Source organism: Thiovibrio frasassiensis, from assembly GCF_029607905.1.
In the GTDB taxonomy this organism is placed as follows: domain Bacteria; phylum Desulfobacterota; class Desulfobulbia; order Desulfobulbales; family Desulfurivibrionaceae; genus Thiovibrio; species Thiovibrio frasassiensis.
The window spans coordinates 1-21123 of the sequence record NZ_JAPHEH010000002.1; the positions used below are offsets into that span (position 1 = coordinate 1).

The following is a 21123-nucleotide window of genomic DNA, read 5'->3' on the forward strand; positions in this document are numbered from 1 at the left end:
GCTTGGTGGGAGAGTAGGTCGCCGCCGATTCTTTTTTTGTAGTAAAACCCTTCCCCTCAAAAGGAAGGGTTTTTTTTTGCCAAAATCTCGGGTATGGTCTGTGCGCGGTTACACAACCATATCGAATGCGGGAAGGAGTGGCTATGGAGTTTTCTTCTGTTGTTGGTCTTGTATTGGCAGCCGGGAAGGGCACCAGGATGAAATCCGATCGCCCGAAGGTGCTCCATGAAGCTTTTTTTTCTCCAATGATACACCATGTTGTGGATGTGCTTCAGGCCATATCTCTTGGCCGAAATATCGTTGTCACCGGCCATCAGCATCGTCTGGTTGAAGAATCTCTCCGGGGGTATCCCCTGTCATTTGTCCATCAGTCTCAACAACTCGGTACAGGGCATGCGGTTCTCGCCTGCGAGGGTGATTTGCGGGAGCATAAGGGCCATGTCCTTATCCTCTGTGGAGACACCCCTCTGGTCAGGCCTGAGACGTTGCGGCAGTTCCTCCAGGCTCATGTCGAAAGTGCTTCTCAATTAACGGTGATGACGACCAAGGTGTTGGATCCAAGCAACTATGGAAGGATTGTTTCCGACGAATACGGAAATATTGTAAAGATAGTAGAAGAAAAAGATGCTACCCGTGAACAAAAAGAGATCAAAGAGATAAACGCCGGTATTTATTGTGTCGAGGCAACTTTTTTATTCGATTCTCTCAAAAGAGTCGGTACTGATAATATGCAGGGTGAGATTTATCTTACCGATATTGTGGGGATTGCCACTGGCGATGGGGTGCACGTTCACAAGTTTTGTTGTTCGGACAGTGAGGAAATTTTGGGGGTAAACTCACGGCGCGAACTGTCGCAAGCACATACTGTTTTGCAGAGGCGTTATCTCCACGCACTTATGGAATCTGGGGTTACCCTTATCCAGCCAGAATCTGTTACCATCGAAAAAACCGTCATAATCGGAAAAGATTCGGTGATATATCCCTACACTTCCCTGACCGGGAAATGTACCATTGGCGCTGGGGTGTGCATTGACTCATTTGTGAAGATACGTGACTGTATGATTGGGGATTCTGCGCGGATTGGCTCTTTTGCTCATTTGCAGCAGAGCAATATTCCTGCCTGGTGTACAGTTGCGCCTCATACCATAGAGGTAAAGACGCGTTAATAGAGGTAAAGACGCGTTAATCACTGGAGCGGTTTATTTTACCTTATAACACAAATAGTCCTTCTCTCGTCCGAGATAAAGGGCTTGACTTTCGTTTTTCCGAAGGAGTAAATTTCATTGCTTAATGAGCAGTTGCTTGAACTAGTTTTTTTGGCTTGCTACCTCAAGCCATTGGCTCGCGGGGTGGGCTTTTCTAAATAAATTCTATTCATTTCGCCTTGTTTTGGGTGAGAGGAGTTCTGTATGGAGTATGAGGAAGATTTGAAGAAGCTTGAGAGTAACGTCGAGAAAATGTTGAACAATCTCGATTCAGTCCAGGGGGACAAGGTGCGATTGCAAGCCGACATCGTGCGCCTGGAACAGGACAAGAAAGAACTTGAGGAGCAGGTCAAGCGGTTGAAGGAGGAGAAGCAGAGTATCCATCAACGGGTATCAGGTTTGCTCGGCTCTATTGAGAAGTGGGAAAAAGCTGGGGCAATAGAGGTTGTTCCCGCTTCTGCAGCGAATGCTCTTGGCAAGGGCCCTTCTCAGCCTGTCCAAGGAGTCCTGGTGGGCGACTGATAGTGGAAATATATTGCTTTCAGGGATTTATTCTGTTAACCCTTTTAACTATGGTGCATTGTGGAACGATTGGTCACATTTAAAGTGCTTGGCCAGGAGTATCCGCTTTATACAGATGCCCCGGAAAAAGATGTGCAGGAAATTTTGTCTTTGGTAAAAATGCAATTGGAAAATGTTGGGCAAGCGTCTCAGCATGTTTTGCCAGCAAATAAGATCGGCATTTTAACCAGCTTGAATATCGCAAGCAAGTATGTGAAGATGAAAAGGGAATACGAAGAATATAAGCAACGGGTCGAAGAAAAAATTATTCTTCTGAGTGAAAAAATAGAAAAGAATTGTTAGACGGTGCAGTGTTTTCCCCTGCCTTGTTAGTGATTTAGGAGAGTGTCTCGAGCCAATATTTAAATTGAGGGCGACGTTGCTGTTTCTGGGATGGAATCCATTTAGGTGGAATTCCTTTAAGGGAACACAGGTACCGCCCACCTAACTCAGTTAGGTTCGATGTCATATCCTGACACTTCTATGGCGGGGGATTTGTTTGTTGCTGATTCTGTCCCTGCAGGATAGCGTTGGGGCATTTAGATAATATTGCATGGTGAAGGTTTATGGGTAGAGAGAATAAAGCTGAAACGGTTATTCTACCCATAAAGAGGATGCGAGAACGAAAGTGAGTACCGTCTTTTCCCAAAAGGGAACGGTACGTAGGATTGTGCTTCAGGTTCCTTGTTGTCATCATACGACAAAAAAAACTCTCCGGTCATATTGAGAGATATCATATTGAAATTGTGAAACAAATAGTCGTTTGAGGAGTTGTGTCAAACAAGAGATTTCCCCTGAAGCAGTTTTTCCTTTCCGTTGTTGTTTCCTCCTGATCCCCTTTCCCTGCATAAATAAGGGATTGCGGCTTATGTTGTTAGCCTGACCGTAAACTTTGCAATATTCCTTCCCATTATTTTAGGTATAATCACGATATGTTTCCCAAAGGGAACAGTGCGTGTTTTTCAGATAAATTCGACATGAGGTTGTCTCCGTGACTGTACAGATAATATTAGCGATCGTGCTTGGCATATGCAGTGGGGTTGGCCTTGGCTTTTTGGTGCGTAAGAAATTTCTTGAAGATCGCACGGAGAACCTTGAGGCACAGGGGCGTAAGCTTATCGAAAATGCCCTGGCTGAAGCAGAGCAAATTAAAAAAGAAGCGCTCCTGCAAAGTAAGGACGATGCTTTTGCTCTCAAGCAAGAAGCTGAAAGGGAGATTAAAGCGCTTAAAAAGGATGTTCTTGAAGAAGAGAAGAAATTCATTCAGAAGCTTGAACAGATTGAAAGGAAAATGGATTTTCTTGACAAACGGGAGATGGATTTTCTGAAAAAGGAACAAGCCTTTGCCCGAGAAGAAGAAGTTGTCGCTCGCCGGCAAAAAGAGATTGATCTAATTATTGAAGAACAGCGCGTCCAACTTGAAAAAATTTCCGGAATATCTCGCGAGGAAGCAATAAAACAGCTGACGGACAGTATCGAAAGTGAAGCACGGATGGAAGCCGCCAAGATGGTGGTCAAGATCGAAAACGAAACAAAGATCATTGCTGATAAAAAGGCAAAGGATATCATTGCCTTGGCTATTTCTCGATATGCGGGTGATTATGTCGCGGAAAAAACCGTCTCCGTCGTCCCCTTGCCAAATGAAGAGATGAAGGGGCGAATTATTGGTCGTGAAGGGCGGAATATCAGGGCGATTGAAGCAGCCACCGGGATTGATATCATTATCGATGATACCCCGGAAGCAGTTATCCTTTCGGGCTTTAATCCTGTGCGGCGTGAGGTGGCCCGTCAGTCTCTGGAAAGGTTGATTACCGATGGACGTATTCATCCTGCGAGAATCGAAGAGATTGTAGAAAAGGTGAGCGAAGAACTCGAAGTGACCATGCGGGAGGCCGGAGAGCAGGCAACCTTTGATGTGGGCGCACATGGCGTTAACCTGGAGTTGATCAAGTTGCTCGGCCGGCTTAAGTACCGAACCAGCTATGGTCAGAATGTCCTGCAGCATTCCTTGGAAGTCGCATTTCTGTGCGGCGTTATGGCGGCCGAGCTTGGCGTTGATGTGAAGCGGGCAAAACGGGCGGGATTGTTGCATGATATCGGCAAGGCTGTTGATCATGAAATTGAAGGTTCGCACGCCAGCATTGGCGCGGATTTGGCTAAAAAGTATGGCGAGTCCCCGGTTATTGTGCATGCCATTGCCGCCCATCATGAAGATATTGCCCCGGATGGAATCCTTGATGTGCTTGTTCAATCTGCGGATGCCCTTTCCGGCGCCCGCCCTGGGGCACGCAAGGAAATGCTGGAGTCGTATGTCAAGCGGCTTGAGGATCTGGAGAAGATTGCCAACTCCTTCAAGGGCGTTGAGAAATCCTATGCCATTCAAGCCGGGCGAGAGGTTCGTATTATTGTCAACAGCGGAGTGGTTAGCGATGCAGAGGCAATGATCGTGAGCAAAGATATTGTCAAAAAGATCGAGCAGGAGTTGACCTATCCCGGCCAGATTCGAGTGACCGTAATTAGGGAAACCAGGGCAGTGGAATACGCTAAATAATAACTTTCTGAAAAGCTGATGGGATCCTTGCTTGTATGGAGCCCATCAGCTTTTTTTTTGCTTGAGCATCAATTCGTGGCCACCACATGAAAATATCAATTGAAAAACAGGTTGAGCTGATAGAGCGCGGGGCGGTCAACGTTATTTCCAGGCCAGATCTCGTCAAAAAATTGGAAAAGTCGCAAGCGACCGGTATTCCCTTAAGAATTAAGGCAGGATTTGATCCGACCGCTCCGGATCTCCATTTGGGGCATACCGTTCTTATCCAGAAGTTGAAGCATTTTCAGGATCTCGGCCATGAGATTTGTTTTCTGATCGGTGATTTTACCGGGATGATTGGAGATCCGACCGGAAAATCCGAGACCCGCAAGCCTTTGACGGTGGAGCAGGTTGAAAAAAATGCCGAGAGCTATAAAGAGCAGATTTTCAAGATTCTCGATCCTGAGAAAACTACAGTTGTGTTTAACAGCACTTGGCTGAACAAACTCACTTCCAAGGATTTTATCATGCTTGCCTCGCAACTTACTGTGGCGCGCATGCTTGAACGTGAGGATTTTAAGGTCCGTTTTGAAAATGAACGGCCTATCAGCATCCACGAGTTTCTCTATCCTCTGATCCAGGGGTACGATTCTGTTGCGCTCAAGGCGGATGTGGAGATTGGCGGCACCGACCAACTCTTTAATCTGCTCATGGGCCGCGATCTGCAGCGGGTCTGGGGCCAGGAACCCCAGGTGGTCATCACCATGCCTTTGCTTGAAGGCCTCGACGGGGTCAACAAGATGAGCAAGTCCCTGGGGAATTATATCGGTATCACCGAAAAGGCCGATGACATCTATGGTAAGACCCTGTCGGTTTCCGATGGCTTGATGTTCCGTTATTTCGAGTTGCTGAGTGATCTTGCCGCCGATGAAATTCTCCGGCTCAAAGATGAGATGGCGTCAGGCAAGGCGCACCCCAAGGCCATCAAGCAGCAGCTTGCCCGGGAATTGACCGCTCGCTTTTATGGCGCGGAGATAGCCCGTCAGGCAGAGGAGAATTTCGAGCGGGTTTTTAGCCAGCACGAACTGCCGGAGGATATGCCGGAACTCACCCTGTCTGCTGCTTCTGAGGGGGTGTGGTTGCCCAAGCTCCTTGTTGATGCGGGGATGGTCAAGGGTAGCGGCGAGGGGCGCCGTATGATCCAGCAGGGCGCGGTGACGGTGAACGGCGAGAAGGTGAGCGATGTTGAATGTATGGTCAAGGGTGAAGGTGAAGTGCTGCTGAAGGTGGGCAAGCGTCGTTTTTGCCGGGTGCTCTTTGTGTAGAATACATTGAATCCTTTCTTCTTGAAGAAAAGTGATTTTTTCAGTTGTTCTTTTCAAGAGATAAAAAAAGACATCCTCTCTGTTTTAGCGCAGGAGAGGATGTCTTTTTTTTAGGCTCTGTCATGGTGAAGCGCTATTTCTCCTGACCCAGGAGAAAAAATTCTATCAACCGCATTTGGTTTCATCGTATGGGTCATAGGTATTGGCCCCATAGCGCCAGAGAAAATCGTTGATCGCCAGTTGATCTTCCAACGTTATCCCATCCCATGCCCCCTGTTTGGCGCACAGGGGGTACCTTTGGTAAAAAACCCGGTTCCAGCCACGCGGGGGTATGGATTCGGCATTGAGATAGGGCGCGCCCTTGTCATTCTTGCGGGTGTGACAGCTTTTGCACCGATCCGCCCACAGATGGCGTCCCTTGCCATACCACATGCTATCCCCCCCGAGGATGCGGCAGCTGTCGGTGCCTTTATCGTAGCGCTTGAGATCTTTTGCCTCGGCTGGCAATGAAAAAGCGGTAAAAAGAACTGAGACCATTAAAATACTGAGAAAGAGCTGTCGGTGGCGCATAGTGTTTTCTCCTTTTCTCCAAAAAAAGTAGTTATTCTTTCCTTCCTTCTCTAGAGTATAGACAGAGGTGCCTGATCTTGAACAGTGTCGTTAGCGACAATGAAGGGGTTGAATCCGTCAGTGCGTTGTTTTGCCTGAAAAAGCTATTGTCTCATGCAGATGTTTGGTGCATCATGGGTTGTGACTAGACGTCCAGCAAGGGGGTGCAATGAAGAAGGTTACAATCTTGGCCTTGGATGGGGCCTCGGCGACAACGATTACCGGCCCCATGGATGTGTTCACCAATGCCGGAGTTTTGTGGAATAAAATTTTCGGGCAGAGCGTTTTTCCATTTTTTGAGGTGGAGATTGCGACCATCTCCGGAAAGCCGATTATCTGTAATAATAACCTGCCGTTACAGCCGCATACCGCTATCCGGGATATCACGCAGACAGATCTTATCATTGTTCCGGCGGTGTTTAATATCGAAAATTCCTTGGCCAAACACGGGAATACGGTGATTCCCTGGCTGATTGGCCACTACGAGCAGGGTGCCCACCTGGCCAGCATATGCACCGGTTCCTTTGTCCTTGCCCTGACCGGCCTGCTCAACGGCAGGGAGGCCACAACGCACTGGGCGGTGGCGGAAGAGTTTCGCCAACTCTATCCCAAGGTGATTCTCAAGCCGGAAAAGCTTATCACCGATGCCGGTGATATTTTTTGTTCGGGGTCTTTCAGCAGCTGCATTGACCTTGCCATGTATCTGGTGGAGAAGTACTGCGGTCATCAAGTGGCGGTGGAATGCAGTAAAGCCCTGGCGCATGATATGGGGAGATTTTCCCAGGCACCCTATATGCCCTTTCGTTTTCAGCGTAACCACAAAGATGATGCCGTCTTGCGTTGCCAGCATTTTCTTGAAGAGCAGTTTCCCGAAGAGATCGATATTGAAGTGTTGGCCGGCCGCAACGGCATGGGCCGCCGGACTATGGAACGGCGCTTTAAGGCGGCTACCGGCGATACGCCGTTGAGTTACCTGCAGCGGGTGCGGGTGGAGCAGGCTAAAAAGATGCTGGAGTCAGGCAGGGAGACCTTTGACGAGATCAGTTACAAGGTGGGTTACGAGGACAGCAGTTTTTTCCGGCGGGTGTTCAGAAAATATACCGGGCTGAAACCTACGGAATATCGCGGGAAGTTTCAGCGCATTATCAATATGTCCGATTCATGATCGATGGGATTTGTCTTTCAGGCGTCACCGTGTCGATTTGGGTATGGTAGGGATCTCTGTTTGGCGCATGGTAAGGCATTTTCAGTGCGGAACATTTTTTCGCGGTGACGATATCCAGAGCAAGACACCGAAGTGACGCCTTGCTCTGGTGTCATGCAAACCGGCACCTTATTTGCCCCATTTCTGTTGGATTCTCTGGATCGCTTCCTGCACATTCTCGTGTGAGCCAAAGGCAGAGAGCCGAAAATATCCTTCGCCGCTGGGGCCAAAGCCGCTGCCAGGCGTGCCTACCACATGGCATTCATTGAGCAGTTTATCGAAGAAATCCCAGCTTTTCATGCCTTCCGGTGTTTTGAGCCAGATGTAGGGGGCGTTGACCCCGCCATAGCAAGTGATGCCCGCCGCTTTGAGTCCTGCCAGAATAAGACGAGCATTCTCCATGTAAAAGGAAATGGTTTCCTGCACCTGGGGCCAGCCCTCTTCAGAATAGACTGCAGCCGCAGCCCGCTGTACCGGATAGGAGACTCCGTTGAATTTGGTGGATTGCCGGCGATTCCAGAGTTTGTTCAAGGCAACTTTTTCGCCGCTTTTGGTAAGGGCCATCAGTTGCTCGGGAATAACGGTCAGGCCGCAGCGCACCCCGGTAAAACCCGCAGTTTTTGAGAAGGAGCGGAATTCGATGGCGCAAGTCTTGGCCCCTTCAATCTCGTAGATGGAGTGGGGGATGCCCGGTTCGCTGATGAATGCTTCGTAAGCCGCATCAAAGAAGATGAGCGAGCCTTGGGCGTTGGCATAGTCAACCCAGGCTTTCAGTTCAGTCCTGGTGGCTACCATGCCGGTGGGGTTGTTCGGGTAGCAGAGGTAGATGATGTCAACCTCTTCCTTGGGGAGGGCAGGGGCAAAGTTGTTAGCCTCGGTGCAGGGCATATAGACCAGCCCCTCGTAGTATCCCTTGTCGTCAGCTTCGCCGCTCCGGCCGATCATGACATTGGTGTCGTTATACACCGGATAGACCGGATCGCAGATGGCGACCTTGTTATCCAAGGCCAGGATGTCGAGGATATTGGCGCTGTCGCATTTGGAACCATCGGAGATGAAGACTTCCGACGGCATGAGCTCTACGCCAAGCGGCTTGTATGATTTTTCAATGATGATCTTGCTCAGCCAATCGTACCCCTGTTCCGGCCCGTAGCCGTGGAAGGATTCTCCCCGTGCCAGATCGTCCACCCCGTCATGGAAGGCCTTGATGACTGCCGGGGCAAGGGGTCTGGTTACGTCGCCGATACCCAGGCGGATCACCTTGGCCTCGGGATTGGCATCGGTAAAAGCTTTTACCCTGCGGCCGATTTCCGGAAAGAGATAGCCTGCTTTCAGTTTGAGATAGTTTTCATTTATTAAGGTCATGTTCCCTCCTGCGTAAAAAAGCTTAACTCTTCAGCTTGATTCCGTAATGGAACGAAAATTACGGAATGTAACTAGGTAGCAGTGCCGCAGATGCTAGGAAGAGGTCTGCGAAGTGTGCTATTGCACATGAGCAGGCCGATGACAACGCAGATGTGGTGCTGCTAACTAGTTATAAAAAAATCCTGCCTTGCAAGGCAAGGCAGGATTCCCAAACAAGACTTGGTCAAGCCATGTTTTATTTCTTTTCCGGCTCCAGAGCCTTGGCCCGGCCTTCCAGGAATTTCCAGGCTTTTTCTACATCCTTTTGACTCATCGCCATGAGTTCGTCAGCGTGCTCCGGATTCATCATCTTCAGAGCGCGGTAACGGTTCTCGTTCAAGGCGTATTCCGCAAAGGGAATGGACGGCGCCTTGCTGTCGATGGTTAAGGGGTTCTTGCCCTGTTCTTCCAGCTCGGGGTTGTAACGGTACAGAGGCCAGTGACCACAGTTCACCGCTTTCTTCTGCTGGTCAAAGCCCTTGGCCATGTTGATACCGTGGTTGATGCAGTGTGCATACGCGATGATCAGAGAGGGGCCATCGTACGCCTCGGCTTCGGCAAACGCCTTAACCACCTGGCTCGGGTTGGCACCCAGCGCGATCTTGGCCACATAGACGTTGCCGTAGGTGGAGAAGATCATGCCGATATCCTTCTTCGGCATCTTTTTGCCGCCGGCGGCGAACTGAGCCGTGGCTGCGCGCGGGGTGGACTTGGACATCTGGCCGCCGGTGTTGGAGTAAACCTCGGTATCCATGATCAGGACGTTGACGTTCTCGCCGGAGGCCAGCACGTGGTCCAGACCGCCGTAACCGATGTCGTAGGCCCAGCCGTCACCGCCGAAGATCCAGACGGATTTTTTAACCAGGTAGTCCGCCACGGGCAGAAGCCGTTTGGCGATGAGCGATTTGCTGCCGGCAAGAGCCTCTTTCAGCTTGGCAACCCGGCCGCGCTGGGCTTCGATCTCGTCCTGGGTTTTCTGGGGAGCAGTGGTGAGCTCGCTCGCCATCTTCTTGGTGATGAGTTTTTCAGCCACCGCCTTTTCCAGCAACTCGGCGGCCTGGGATGCGAATTTGTTGGCGGTATTGCGCATGCCAAGACCGAATTCGGCATTGTCCTCGAACAGGGAGTTCGCCCAGGCGGGCCCGCGGCCATCGGCCCGCTTGCAGTAGGGGGTGGTGGGCAGGTTGCCGCCGTAGATTGAGGAGCAGCCCGTGGCGTTGGCAATCAGCATCCGGTCGCCGAACATCTGGGTGGCAAGCTTGATGTAGGGGGTTTCGCCGCAACCGGCACAGGCCCCGGAAAACTCGAACATGGGCCGGAGCAACTGGCTGCCCTTGACGGTGGAAGGATCGATTTCCTTGTTCGCAACCTCGGGCAGGTTCAGGAAGTATTTGACGTTGGGAATTTCCTGGGTGCGGACCTTTTCGCTGTTTTCGATCATCTTCAGGGCCTTTTCCTTGGCCGGGCAGGCATCGACACAGAGGGTGCAGCCACAGCAGTCTTCGGTGAAGACCTGAATGATGGTTTTGCTGCCCTTGAACTGGGCGCCGACAGCGTCAACGCTCTTCATGCTCTTGGGCATTTTTTTGAGGTCGCCACTCTTGACGATCTTCATCCGGATGGCGGCATGGGGGCAAGCCAGGGAGCAGCGGCCGCACTGAATGCAGTTTTTGGGGAGCCACTCGGGCACATGCACCGCAATGTTGCGCTTCTCGTACTGGGTGGTGCCGGTGGGCCAGGTGCCGTCACAGGGCATCTGGGAGACCTTGACCTGGTCGCCCTTGCCCTCGATCATCTTGGCAGTGACCTCCTTGACAAAGGCCGGAGCATCCGCGGGAACAACGGGCGGCCTTTCGTGGCCGCCTGCGGTCTTGGGAATCTTCACCTCAACAATATTGTTTACGGCCACATCCACCGCACCGTAGTTCATGTTGACGACCTTGTCGCCTTTCTTGCCGTAGGTCTTCTTGATCGCATCCTTGATGGCCTTGATGGCCTCGGCCTTGGTGAGAATGCCGGAGATCAGGAAGAAGGCGGTCTGCATGATCATGTTGATTCTGGCGCCCAGGCCGATGGCCTCGGCCAGGGTGATGGCATCGATGATATAGAATTTGGCCTTTTTCTCCATCAGATCCTTTTGGACCGAGGATGGGAGCTGTTTCCAGACTTGGTCCTTATTAAAGGTTGTGGTCAGGAGGAAGGTGCCGCCGGTTTCCAGGTTGCCCAGCAAGTCGTATTTGTCAAGAAAGGTGAAGTTGTGGCAGGCTACGAAGTTCGCCTTGTTGATCAGATACGGGGCAACAATCTTGTTTTTGCCGAAACGCAGATGGCTGGTGGTGATGGAGCCGGACTTCTTGGAGTCGTAAACAAAGTAGCCCTGGGCGTTGTTCGGGGTCTCGGTACCGATGATCTTGATGGTGTTCTTGTTGGCGCCCACGGTGCCGTCCGCGCCGAGGCCGTAAAACATGGCCCGGTAGACATCCTTGCCTTCGATGTCGAAGGAGGGGTTGTACTTGAGACTGGTCTTGGCCACATCGTCATCGGGACCGACGCAGAAGTTGTTCTTTTGCTTTTTGGCGGCCATGTTATCAAACACCGCCTTGACCATGGCCGGGGTAAACTCGGCGGAGCCAAGACCGTAACGGCCACCCAGAATGTTGGGGGATTTTTTGAGGGTGCCCGCTTCCACCGCTTCGCCGATTGCGGCGCGGATGTCAAGATAAAGGGGCTCGCCGGCAGCACCGGGCTCCTTGGTACGGTCGAGCACGGTGATGCGCTTGACCTTCTTGGGCAGGGCCTTGATGAGGGCGGCTGAGTCGAAGGGGCGGAACAAGCGGACAACGACCAGACCGAGTTTCTTGCCTTTCTTGGCCAGATGCTCAACCGTGGCGGTAACGGTCTCGGCACCGGAACCCATCATGATGATGATGTCCTCGGCATCCGGAGAGCCGTAGTAATCAAAGAGATGGTACTTGCGGCCGGTGAGCTTGGCAAACTTGTCCATGGTTTTTTGAACGATGGTTGGAGTCGCGGCGTAGAATTTGTTCACCGTTTCGCGGCCGGTGAAGTACACATCCGGGTTCTGGGCGGTGCCGCGCATCATGGGCCGGTCTGGAGAGAGGCCGCGCTCACGGTGGGCGAGGATCAGATCCTCGTCGATCATCTTGCGCATGTCGTCATGGGTGAGTTGCTCGATCTTCTGGATCTCGTGGGAGGTCCGGAAGCCATCGAAGAAATGCATGAAGGGGATGCGGCTCTGCAGCGCGGCCTGAGTGGAGATCAGCGCCATGTCCTGACATTCTTGAACATTCTGGGAGCACAGCATGGCCCAGCCGGTCTGGCGGGTGGCCATGACGTCGCTATGGTCACCGAAGATGGAAAGACCCTGGCAGGCAATGGAGCGGGCGGTGACATGGAAGACGGTCGGGGTCAGTTCGCCGGCCAGCTTGTACATGTTGGGTACCATCAGAAGCAGCCCTTGGGAGGCAGTAAAGGTGGTGCAGAGCGCACCGGTGGTCAGGCTGCCGTGCAGGGCACCGGCAACGCCGCCCTCGGACTGCATCTGGGTCACAACCGGAATGGAGCCCCAGATATTCTCCTGCTTGGAGGCTGACTTGGTATCGGACTCCGCCGCCATGGGAGTAGAGGGGGTGATGGGATAGATCGTGATGATCTCGCTGGTGGCGTAGGCCACATGGGTGCATGCCTGATTACCATCAATGGTGACCATTTTCCGGGACATAGACTCATCTCCTTCCATTCGATTGGGTTGTTAATGGTTAAACTTTCAGGGCCGCACCCCGTTGTGCGCGAAGCAAAAATGGCTGCGGCCAAAATAACGTTGTTATTGACAGGGAAAAAACAAAATCACAGGCAGCTCTTTACGTATAAATACGAGGGGTTAAAAGTATCTGCCCGTCTGTCATTCTTGCTGAACTCAACAATCTAAACGAAGTTTTCAAGAATATCCAGTTTTTATTTTAGCGGCTGGTTTTGCGCGGTTTTTATGATGAGTTCCTGGGATTTGAGCAAGACCTTAGTGTCCGGCGGGACGGACTGGGTGAGCCAGGTGTTGCCGCCAATGACCGATCTGGCGCCGATGATGGTATCCCCTCCCAGGATGGTGGAGCCGGCATACACGGTGACATCGTCTTCAATGGTAGGATGGCGTTTGCTCTGGCGGTCAAGATCGCCGGAGTCGTCCCTCTTGAAGGACAAGGCTCCTAAGGTCACGCCTTGATACAGTTTAACCCGCTGGCCGAGGATGCTTGTCTGGCCAATAACCACGCCGGTGCCGTGGTCGATGAAAAACGAGGCGCCGATGGTGGCGCCGGGATGGATATCGATCCCGGTGATGCTGTGGGCATGCTCGCTCATGATCCGTGGCAGGATGGGAACCCCGAGGGCATACAGCTCGTGGGCGACCCGATACACCATGATGGCGTAGATGCCGGGATAGCTGAAGATGATTTCGTCAAAACTGCCGGCGGCAGGGTCGCCTTCGAAGGCTGCACGGACGTCAGTGGCAAGAATCGCCCGCAGGGCAGGCAATGAATTGACGAATTTGAAGGCGTTTTCCTTGCCAGTATCTTCGCAATGCTGGCAGCTTATGTCGTGGCGAAGACACTCGTGCCGAATGGCGTTGGTGATTTCCCTTGTCAGTTTTTCGTAAAGACCGGAGATCTCCAGGCCCAACTGGTATTTGAGGCTGATCCGGTCGATGCCTTGGTTTCGGAAATAACCGGGGAAGAGGATGTCGCGGCAGGATTCCAGGATGTCGATGATGTGCTGGCGGCTGGGCAGGGGTTCTGCTTCCACGTGTTCAAAGCAGGCGTTGTTGTAACAGGTGTCCACCACCTGATCGACTATCTGCGGAAGCCGACTCCGAAAATCGGAGGTGGTCGGATGCTCCTTGGGGCAGGCTTCGTTCTGGGTAAGGGGGATTTTTTTCGTCTGGGGCACGGTGTGTCCTCCGGTTTTTACAAAAAAAACAGGAAAAGAATAAACAGCGGAATATGGATTGAAACAGTAACAACGATTTGTTGTTCCCTCAAGAATTCCCTGAAATTATCTGGTGTTTTAAGTGGGATCTTCAGGTGGCAGGGCGAAGATGGAAGATGAAAAACAGGAGGCTTGCCGCCGCCAAAACGGCGCAGACGCCAAGGACAACCGCAAAGGCACTCCGCCGGGCCGGGTGATTTCGCCTCTGCTTGCCAATCTCTACCTGCACATTCTCGACAGGATATGGGAGCGGCGTGGCCTGCAAGTACGACTTAGCGCTCGAATCGTCAGATATGCCGACGATATTGTGGTCCTATGCCGGAAAGGCAGGTCTGCGGCGGCGATGGAAGTTCTGCGGCGGCGATGGAAGTTCTGCGGCAGATCCTGACGCGGCTGGAACTGCTCCTGAACGCGACGAAGACAAGGACCGGATCACACGATGAGCAAGAGGGAAAGAACTGTCATGCCCCTTGAGTGGATTGTTAACGAGGTCAACGGCATGCTGCGGGGTTGGGTGGGACATTTCCACTATCGCAATTTTCTCACCAAAAACCGGTGGCCTTCATACTCGACAAGGATGAGTTTTTTGCTCTTCAGCAGCTCGTTGAGTATCTGCCTCCCATTTTTTCGCGCCTTGAGCAGGGAGGACACGGTCTCCTCCCGCAATGGGTGGACCGCGGTGATGCCGAGTATCTCCTCGGCAAGATCATCGCCGACAACAGCGCAGCTCTGTTCAAAGCCGAGGAGATACTCCACCTGCGCCAATTTTTCCGTAAACAGGTGATGGGCTGCGGCCATAACGGATTCATCGGGAGTCCGGACCCATTTTTCCGCTGGCGGGCGAATCGGTGCGGCAAGATAGGCTCGGGCCGGTTGTATTTTTGCGAGAAAATCCGCGACTGCCCGTATGTTGTCCGGTTTGTCGTTTAGGCCGGCGACGAGCATGGTTTCCGTTACCAGCTCCCCGGTGAAATCCCGGGCAAAGGCCTCGATCCCTTGTAATACCTCCTCAAGCCGCAACTTGGGGTGCGGCCGGTTGATCCTGCGCCAGCAACGGGGATCGACGGAATCGACCTTCACCGAAACCCATTGGGCCTTGGCCACGGCCTGGCGCACCTCCGGCCGCCAGAGCAGGGAACCATTGGTGATGACGCCGATCTTTATTCCCAAAGCCTGAAGCTGTTCAATGGCTTCTCCCATCCGGCTGTCCAGCGTGGGTTCGCCATCGGGGACAAAGGTCAGGCAATCCACCACGCCCCCTTGGCTGGTGAGCGCTGCCAGGCGTCGCGCTGTCCGGGCGTGGATTTCCGGCGGCTCAAAAAAATGGCGGGGCTCGATTTCCATCTGCAAGGTGCGGCCCACCTGACAGTAAACGCAGGAGTAAGTGCAGACCTTGGGCCTGATATTGTTGATTCCGAGACTGTTGCCAAGCCGCCTGGAGGCGACGGGGCCGAAGGTAATCATGGCATCGTTCATCCCCTCTCCTTTTTTTATCTGAAATACGTTAGCAAAGGCAAAACCATCATGCTCAAGCGCAGGGGCCATGCATTGGGAAGTCAGGCGTAATCCGGGGCGCGCGGAGCCTTTCTGATCATGGCGGCTATGCTCTGGAAAATAGCCCCGACCGCTGATTCCGGCTCCGCCACCATCAGGGGCAGGCCGCGGTCTTCGCAGTTTCTGATCGTGAGGTCGAGAGGGATGGCGCCCAGCAGGGGGAGGTCATATTCGCGGCTGAGCTGTTTGCCGCCTCCCTGCCCGAAGATGTTCAGGGGTACGGCCCCGGGTTCGCTGACAAAATAGGCCATATTTTCCACCAGGCCGATGATAGTAAGGTTGTACTTGCGGAACAGGTCGATGGCCCGCTGGACATCGGCCAGGGCCAATTTTTGGGGCGTGGTGACCATCAGAATCCGGCAGCGGGGGATGGCCTGGGCAATGGTGATGGAAGGGTCGCCGGTGCCGGGAGGCAGGTCGATGACCAGGTAATCGAGTTCCCCCCACCGGACGTTGCCCAAAAGGTGGCCGATCATCTTGGCCACCAGGGGCCCACGCCAGATAAAGGCTTCGCCCTGCTGGGAAGACATTCCCAAGGACATGATTTTCAGGCCGTACTTTTCCAGGGGCAGGATCATTCCCTCCGGCCCTGGTTCCGGCGTGCCAGTCAGGTCAAGCATAATCGGAATCGAGGGCCCATAGATATCGGCATCCATCAGGCCAACCCGCAATCCTTGTCCTGCAAGGGCCAAGGCAATGTTGACCGCCACCGTGGTTTTGCCGACCCCGCCCTTGCCGCTGGCCACGGCCACGATCTGTTTGACCTGGGAAATCCCCTGGTAGACCGGAGGCGGAAAGATCTTCTCCCACTCTTCCCGGCTCAGTTCCGCTACCTGTATCCGGACATGGCTTACGTCGGGCAGGGCGCGAAGGGACGAGTCGATTTGTTTTTCAAGACCCTTGCGCAGGGGCGAGCTCTCGCTTTTCAGGGCCAGGGTCAGAGAGACCGTATCTCCCGCAACAGTGATGTCGCGGATGAGTCCCAGGTCGAGAAAAGATTTTTGGGTCTTGGGGTGCTTCACTGTCTGCAGAATCTGGCGGACCTGTTTTTCCTCAATCATCTCGTTCCCCTCCCTCGGGAATAGGAATATGGAGTTCTTTTTTGGCTAAGACCAGCGCCTTGTCCGCCTCTGTTTCCTCCGTGAGCAGCACTTCGACTCCGGCAGAGCCGAAAACATAGCCCGGTCCCTTGCCTTCCTGCGGTCTTTTTGCCACCAGAACATCGAGCCTGTTTTGCAGCAGCCATTGGGCTACCTTGATGCCCTTGCCTTTTTCTTCTTGGAGGAAGGGGTTTTGCAGGAGGTGCTCTTCCGTGATGGTGCCGTCGCGCAAGTACACGGTGATCAGCTTGAAGCAGGGCGCCTCGCCGAAATGTTCGGAAATGCTCAGTCTGTCGTCGGCCAGGGGGGTGCCGATGGTCATATAATCCCGGGGATGGGGCTGATAGTGGATCAAAATACGGTCGATGTTTTCGATTTCCTTTTTGATTTGGCCGGCAAGTTCCTGCGACAGGGCGTGGCCTTTGCCCAGATCCCTGATATTGAAGGAGAGATCGAGTTCGACAAATTTGTAGCGGCCGGCGTTTCTGGCCCAGATCTCATTGATCGCCGACACCCTTGGGTCGGCAAGGATAACTTCCCTGATTCGGTTGAGGGTCGGATAATCGAGGGAGGCATCGAGCAGAACCCGCACCGAACCAAGAAAGATGGCAAAGGCGCTTCGGGCGATGAACGCCACCACGATGAGGGCCGCATACCTGTCGATGGCAAAGCCGATGGCATCGCCGATCAGGGCGCAGAGAATGACCAGGGAGGAGAGCGTGTCGGTCCAGTTATGTCTTGCGTCGGCAATCAGGCTTGGCGAGCCGGTTTCCTCTCCTTTTTTCAGTTCGTACCGCGAAAAGGCCCAGTTGATGAGGATGCTCAGGATGATGCCGAGAACAGCCAGGGGAATTGCTTCCATTTGCGGTTGGGATCCGCCGAAAACCTCACGGCAGATCTCATAACCGGCATAGAAGATCAGCAGGGAGGAGGTCAGGGCCACCAGATTTTCCAGTTTGTAGAGGCCGTATGGAAAATCCGGGCTGGAGCGCTGGGAGATTTTGATGCCCAGCAGAATAATGACCGAGGAGACAATATCGGACAAGGAGTGAATGGCGCTCGCCTTGATGGCCAGGCTGCCGGTGGCCACGGCCAGACCTGTATTGATGGCCACCAGTAAAAGATTGGTCAGGATGGAGAGGAAGGCGGTTTTTTCGGTGGTTTCCATCTTCGACCTCCGGGCGGCAACGCCGTCCGCATGTCGCATTGCCGCGATTGGGCGCAACCTCTTCCTAGAGCATGATTTCTTCGCGCACTCTTTCCGTCAGCCTTCTGATCGCCTTGGCAGAGGGAGCGTCGGGATAGGCCGCCACCACCGGCCGGCCATCGACAATGGCCTGGGTGACCATTCTGTCCTTGGGAATTTCTGCCAGGATGGAATGATTGTTTTCCTCGGCATAGCGGTAAATGGCATTTTTGCTGGCGTCATGGAGCCCGGCACGGTTGATGACTATCCCCACCGGCACATGAAAGTGCCGGATAACCTGGATCACCCGATCAAGATCGTGCAGGGCCGCGGGAGTCGGTTCGGTAACGGCCATCACATAGTTGGCCCCCCTTACCGCCGCAATCACCGGACAGCCGATGCCGGGAGGGCCGTCTATCAGCAGGATTTCCGCCCCGGTTTGTTCCGCTTTTTTCCTGGCCGTTTCCTTGACCATATCGACCAGCAGCCCGGAACTGCTCTCCCCGATATGGAGTTCCCCGGCAACCACAACCAGGCGCTTCGTGGAAAATACATTGATTCTGCCATTGACCACCTTGTCGATGATTATCGCCTGCGCCGGACAGATAATGGCGCAGGCGCCGCATCCCTCGCAGGAATAAGGGACAACCAGCGGCGATTCGGTGCCGATAATGGCCGAAAACCTGCAGACCTCTTGGCACTGCAGGCAGCGCAAACATTTTTCATAATCGATCAGGGCCTTTTCCGAGGTCTTGATCTCCCGGCTGGTCTGGAGTTCTGCTCCGAGCGTAAGATGCAGGTTGGGGGCGTCCACATCGGTATCCGCCAGGGTCACCCTGTGTTTTCCTCCAAGAAGCCAGCCCAGGGAGGCGGTGAGCACCGACTTGCCGACCCCGCCCTTGCCGCTGAGGACAACGATTTCCTTCATATTGCAAGCTCCTTCGCCACGGTCTGGGCCAGCTCGGAAAAAATCAAGGCGCAAGGGCTTTGCGGAGACATTCGTATCAGAGGGGTGGCTTCCACATAACTTTTGACCAGGCTGTCATCGAGGGGGAGCGTTGCCTGTACCCGCGTATGGTGATGTGCCGCAATGGCATATATCTGTTCGGCTGTGCCGGGAGGTTCGGCCCGGTTCACCACCACCCGGCTGGAGATGGCAAAGATATCGAGTAGGGAAAGGATCAGTTCAAGATCGTGGGCGCCCAGGGGCGATAATTCGGTGACTGCCAGTACCAGATCGGCACCCTCCAGGGCAAAGATGACATTGCAGTGGGTGCCGGGCGAGGTGTCGACGATGAACAGGTCGAATTCCGCGGCCTGACGGAAGGCTCTGGCCTTGAGGGCTTTGACAACGCCGGCGCTTTCCTCGGCCGTGGGGGTCAATTCGCCGGTGAAGAGGGTCAGTCCGCAAGATGCGGAACAATAGGTGCTGCCTACCATCCGCGCCTTGCGCGTAAAGGCATCTTCCGGGCAGACCAGAAAACAGGCCTCGCAGCCATTGCACTGTCCCAGAAGCAGGGGAGTCCCGCCTTTCGGGAGAAAGAGAGCATTGAGGCGGCAGGCTTCGATGCAGATTCCGCAGCCTGTGCATCTCTCTGTATTCACCTCCGGCATGCCGATGGAGACGGGTTCGGGGTTTTCCAGGGAAATGCCGAGCAGAAGGGCGGCATTGGGCGCATCGACATCGGCGTCGATCAGCGCCACCCTGTAGCCGTGATCGGCAAGGCTGCAGGCCAGATTCACCGCTACCGTTGTTTTGCCGACCCCGCCCTTGCCGCTGGTCACCCCCAGAATCGGGGTGGTAAAACTCTTTTGCTGAAAGGCGGTGATGATCTCCGGCGCCAGTTTTGTTACGGCCGGCATCTGCCCCAGCCTCGGCCCAGTCCGTCTTTCCTGCCGAACCCGAGTCCTTGGCCGCAACCGCCCCGAGGGCTCACCGCGGATGAGGCACTGAACTTGCCCTGCTTGAATCTGTCAATCGCCTCCTGCGCAGTATCGCCGGGATCAACACCTTCATAGGTTTTGATCCTGGCCGCCTGCAGCGCCTCAACGGCATTGGGGCCGACCGTGCCGGTAAGCACCGCCGCAACTCCTCTGTCGGTCAGGAGCTGGGCAGCCTTGATTCCCGCTCCCTGCCCCGTGGCGCTAGCCGGATTGGCAATGGCTTCACAGCTCAGAGTCTCCGTGTCAATCAGTAAAAAGTACGGTGCCCGGCCGAATCTGGGGTCGACACGGGCGGATAATTTTTTTCCAGTGGCGGTGATACACAGTTTCATGAGTAACCCTCCTCATGGCGTGCTCAGATTATTGCGGCAGGAGATCATCCGGCATTCCCCACTGTGGGATATGCATCGAGAGAGGCGAGGCACAGCGAAGAGCCGCGCCTCTCTCCAGCAAACCGTAGCCGTGCTTCGGTTTGCCTATTTGTCAAAGGCCATGTTCGTGGTCCACTCTTCCCACACCTTGCCAACCAGATTGATGCCTGGTTTCAGGGTTTGCTTCCCCGGTTGCCAGCCGGAAGGAGTCGCTTCGCCGCCCTTGGTTTTTCGGACCAGTTGGAAGGCCTGGAGCTGGCGGATGGTTTCGGAAACGTTGCGGCCCACCGCCGGGGTGAGAACCTCGTAGCCTTGGATCACCCCATCCGGGTCGATGATAAAGCGGCCGCGCGTCTCAACCCCTGCGTTTTCGTCATAGATGCCGTACACCTTTCCTACGCGTCCCCCTGCATCGGAAAGCATGGGAAAAGGGATGCCGCCCTTGACCATCTTGGAAAGCTCGTTGTCGTTCCACATTTTGTGGACGAACATGGAATCAATGCTCATGGCAAGCACGTTGACGCCAAGTTTCTTGAACAGGGGATATTTTTCCGCAACTGCGGAAAGCTCGGTAGCTCAGACAAAGGTGAAATCCCCTGGATAAAAACAGAGGAGCGTCCATTTACCGAGATTTTCTGAAAGTTTCATGCTGATGAATTTGCCGTTATGGTAGCCCGGCGCTTCAAAATCGGGAGCTTTCTGTCCGACCATTATCATTCGCTTTTCCTCCACAATTTTTTCAGTTTGCTCTTTCGGGCCGGCTTCTTCGCCAACCGGCCCTCCCGTGGGGCGGGCACATCCGACGCTTAGTTCTTCACTCATAGGCACCTCCCTTATAGTGGTTGATGGACCTTTTTTTTGTCTGGTGTTTCCAGGTCAACAAATGCAGCTGAATAAGGAGTTATTTTTAGCCTATCAGAAAAAGGATAGTAACAGAACTTGCAAGTTTTCCTTGCCAAGTTAGAGGGGAGGGAGGCGCCAAGGGAGGCGGAGAAGGGGAGAGTATTCTTGAATCACCTAATAGTGCCCTTCGGGTCATTCGGGTCAGACCACGTTAACAAATGCTTCTTTTTTTGTATGGTACTGGAAATTGGAGTTGCCGCAATCCCTGCCATCATTCGGATGGGTT

18 protein-coding genes and 1 other RNA gene are annotated in these 21123 nt (G+C 53.6%); 8 read left to right on the forward strand and 11 right to left on the reverse strand.

From position 1 onward, the window contains the following. Positions 1-143 precede the first annotated feature (143 nt). From OLX77_RS13050 to tyrS, 6 genes are all read left to right on the forward strand, one after another. On the forward strand, positions 144-1166 hold the full coding sequence (locus OLX77_RS13050) for a bifunctional UDP-N-acetylglucosamine diphosphorylase/glucosamine-1-phosphate N-acetyltransferase GlmU (RefSeq protein ID WP_307634078.1): 1023 nt from the start codon (positions 144-146) through the stop codon (positions 1164-1166). A 243-nt stretch (positions 1167-1409) separates the two neighbouring features. Beyond that, complete coding sequence (locus tag OLX77_RS13055; RefSeq protein WP_307634079.1) at positions 1410-1727, forward strand: cell division protein ZapB; 318 nt, start codon at positions 1410-1412, stop codon at positions 1725-1727. 60 nt (positions 1728-1787) lie between these two features. After that, positions 1788-2069, forward strand: a complete 282-nt coding sequence (locus OLX77_RS13060; RefSeq protein ID WP_307634080.1) for a cell division protein ZapA — start codon at positions 1788-1790, stop codon at positions 2067-2069. Positions 2070-2081: 12 nt separating this feature from the next. Next, positions 2082-2263, forward strand: a non-coding RNA gene (ssrS, locus tag OLX77_RS13290) — 6S RNA. Positions 2264-2757: 494 nt separating this feature from the next. Further along, positions 2758-4317: a ribonuclease Y gene (gene rny, locus OLX77_RS13065; protein ID WP_307634081.1), complete on the forward strand. Its 1560-nt coding sequence runs from the start codon at positions 2758-2760 to the stop codon at positions 4315-4317. A gap of 92 nt (positions 4318-4409) precedes the next feature. Next, on the forward strand, positions 4410-5621 hold the full coding sequence (gene tyrS, locus OLX77_RS13070; RefSeq protein ID WP_371877516.1) for a tyrosine--tRNA ligase: 1212 nt from the start codon (positions 4410-4412) through the stop codon (positions 5619-5621). A gap of 165 nt (positions 5622-5786) precedes the next feature. On the opposite strand, the gene OLX77_RS13075 is transcribed toward tyrS, so the two are convergent. Next, a complete protein-coding gene (locus OLX77_RS13075; RefSeq protein WP_307634083.1) occupies positions 5787-6191 on the reverse strand; it encodes a hypothetical protein in 405 nt (134 codons plus the stop codon). A 208-nt stretch (positions 6192-6399) separates the two neighbouring features. On the opposite strand from OLX77_RS13075, the gene OLX77_RS13080 reads away from it, so the two are divergent. Continuing rightward, complete coding sequence (locus OLX77_RS13080; protein WP_307634084.1) at positions 6400-7395, forward strand: GlxA family transcriptional regulator; 996 nt, start codon at positions 6400-6402, stop codon at positions 7393-7395. Positions 7396-7563: 168 nt separating this feature from the next. On the opposite strand, the gene OLX77_RS13085 is transcribed toward OLX77_RS13080, so the two are convergent. The 3 genes from OLX77_RS13085 to OLX77_RS13095 form a co-directional block, all read right to left on the reverse strand. After that, positions 7564-8799 carry an LL-diaminopimelate aminotransferase gene (locus OLX77_RS13085; protein ID WP_307634085.1) on the reverse strand — a complete coding sequence of 412 codons (1236 nt, stop codon included), beginning with the start codon at positions 8797-8799 and terminating at the stop codon, positions 7564-7566. 235 nt (positions 8800-9034) lie between these two features. After that, the gene (nifJ, locus tag OLX77_RS13090; protein WP_307634086.1) at positions 9035-12580 is read right to left on the reverse strand and encodes a pyruvate:ferredoxin (flavodoxin) oxidoreductase; all 3546 of its coding nucleotides are present in this window, start codon (positions 12578-12580) and stop codon (positions 9035-9037) included. Between the two features lie 233 nt (positions 12581-12813). Further along, positions 12814-13800 carry a serine O-acetyltransferase gene (locus OLX77_RS13095; protein WP_307634087.1) on the reverse strand — a complete coding sequence of 329 codons (987 nt, stop codon included), beginning with the start codon at positions 13798-13800 and terminating at the stop codon, positions 12814-12816. Positions 13801-13948: 148 nt separating this feature from the next. Here OLX77_RS13095 and OLX77_RS13100 point away from each other — a divergent pair, with 148 nt between their 5' ends. Continuing rightward, entirely contained in the window at positions 13949-14227 is a 279-nt protein-coding gene (locus OLX77_RS13100) for a reverse transcriptase domain-containing protein (protein ID WP_307634088.1), read from the forward strand. Positions 14228-14367: 140 nt separating this feature from the next. On the opposite strand, the gene OLX77_RS13105 is transcribed toward OLX77_RS13100, so the two are convergent. The 7 genes from OLX77_RS13105 to prxU all read right to left on the reverse strand — a co-directional run bounded on the left by OLX77_RS13105 (position 14368) and on the right by prxU (position 20816). Then, a complete protein-coding gene (locus OLX77_RS13105; RefSeq protein WP_307634089.1) occupies positions 14368-15315 on the reverse strand; it encodes a radical SAM protein in 948 nt (315 codons plus the stop codon). 80 nt (positions 15316-15395) lie between these two features. Next, entirely contained in the window at positions 15396-16454 is a 1059-nt protein-coding gene (locus tag OLX77_RS13110) for an Mrp/NBP35 family ATP-binding protein (protein ID WP_307634090.1), read from the reverse strand. After that, on the reverse strand, positions 16447-17661 hold the full coding sequence (locus OLX77_RS13115) for a cation diffusion facilitator family transporter (protein WP_307634091.1): 1215 nt from the start codon (positions 17659-17661) through the stop codon (positions 16447-16449). The genes OLX77_RS13110 and OLX77_RS13115 overlap by 8 nt, the downstream gene beginning before the upstream one ends. A gap of 64 nt (positions 17662-17725) precedes the next feature. Next, positions 17726-18607 carry a P-loop NTPase gene (locus OLX77_RS13120; RefSeq protein ID WP_307634092.1) on the reverse strand — a complete coding sequence of 294 codons (882 nt, stop codon included), beginning with the start codon at positions 18605-18607 and terminating at the stop codon, positions 17726-17728. Further along, positions 18604-19542 carry a nucleotide-binding protein gene (locus tag OLX77_RS13125; protein ID WP_307634093.1) on the reverse strand — a complete coding sequence of 313 codons (939 nt, stop codon included), beginning with the start codon at positions 19540-19542 and terminating at the stop codon, positions 18604-18606. Before OLX77_RS13125 ends, OLX77_RS13120 begins: the two co-directional genes overlap by 4 nt. After that, on the reverse strand, positions 19530-19955 hold the full coding sequence (locus OLX77_RS13130; protein WP_307634094.1) for a NifB/NifX family molybdenum-iron cluster-binding protein: 426 nt from the start codon (positions 19953-19955) through the stop codon (positions 19530-19532). The genes OLX77_RS13125 and OLX77_RS13130 overlap by 13 nt, the downstream gene beginning before the upstream one ends. A 144-nt stretch (positions 19956-20099) precedes the next feature. Next, complete coding sequence (prxU, locus tag OLX77_RS13135; protein ID WP_307634095.1) at positions 20100-20816, reverse strand: thioredoxin-dependent peroxiredoxin; 717 nt, start codon at positions 20814-20816, stop codon at positions 20100-20102. Positions 20817-21123: the final 307 nt, after the last annotated feature.

Coding starts and splice junctions, on each gene's coding strand:
- OLX77_RS13110 (WP_307634090.1), bottom strand. CDS start 16,454: ATGATTGAGGAAAAACAGGTCCGCCAGATTCTGCAGACAGTGAAGCAC.
- OLX77_RS13100 (WP_307634088.1), top strand. CDS start 13,949: ATGGAAGATGAAAAACAGGAGGCTTGCCGCCGCCAAAACGGCGCAGAC.
- OLX77_RS13105 (WP_307634089.1), bottom strand. CDS start 15,315: ATGAACGATGCCATGATTACCTTCGGCCCCGTCGCCTCCAGGCGGCTT.
- OLX77_RS13080 (WP_307634084.1), top strand. CDS start 6,400: ATGAAGAAGGTTACAATCTTGGCCTTGGATGGGGCCTCGGCGACAACG.
- OLX77_RS13085 (WP_307634085.1), bottom strand. CDS start 8,799: ATGACCTTAATAAATGAAAACTATCTCAAACTGAAAGCAGGCTATCTC.
- OLX77_RS13055 (WP_307634079.1), top strand. CDS start 1,410: ATGGAGTATGAGGAAGATTTGAAGAAGCTTGAGAGTAACGTCGAGAAA.
- OLX77_RS13120 (WP_307634092.1), bottom strand. CDS start 18,607: ATGAAGGAAATCGTTGTCCTCAGCGGCAAGGGCGGGGTCGGCAAGTCG.
- OLX77_RS13130 (WP_307634094.1), bottom strand. CDS start 19,955: ATGAAACTGTGTATCACCGCCACTGGAAAAAAATTATCCGCCCGTGTC.
- OLX77_RS13115 (WP_307634091.1), bottom strand. CDS start 17,661: ATGGAAACCACCGAAAAAACCGCCTTCCTCTCCATCCTGACCAATCTT.
- nifJ (WP_307634086.1), bottom strand. CDS start 12,580: ATGTCCCGGAAAATGGTCACCATTGATGGTAATCAGGCATGCACCCAT.
- OLX77_RS13075 (WP_307634083.1), bottom strand. CDS start 6,191: ATGCGCCACCGACAGCTCTTTCTCAGTATTTTAATGGTCTCAGTTCTT.
- OLX77_RS13050 (WP_307634078.1), top strand. CDS start 144: ATGGAGTTTTCTTCTGTTGTTGGTCTTGTATTGGCAGCCGGGAAGGGC.
- OLX77_RS13125 (WP_307634093.1), bottom strand. CDS start 19,542: ATGCCGGCCGTAACAAAACTGGCGCCGGAGATCATCACCGCCTTTCAG.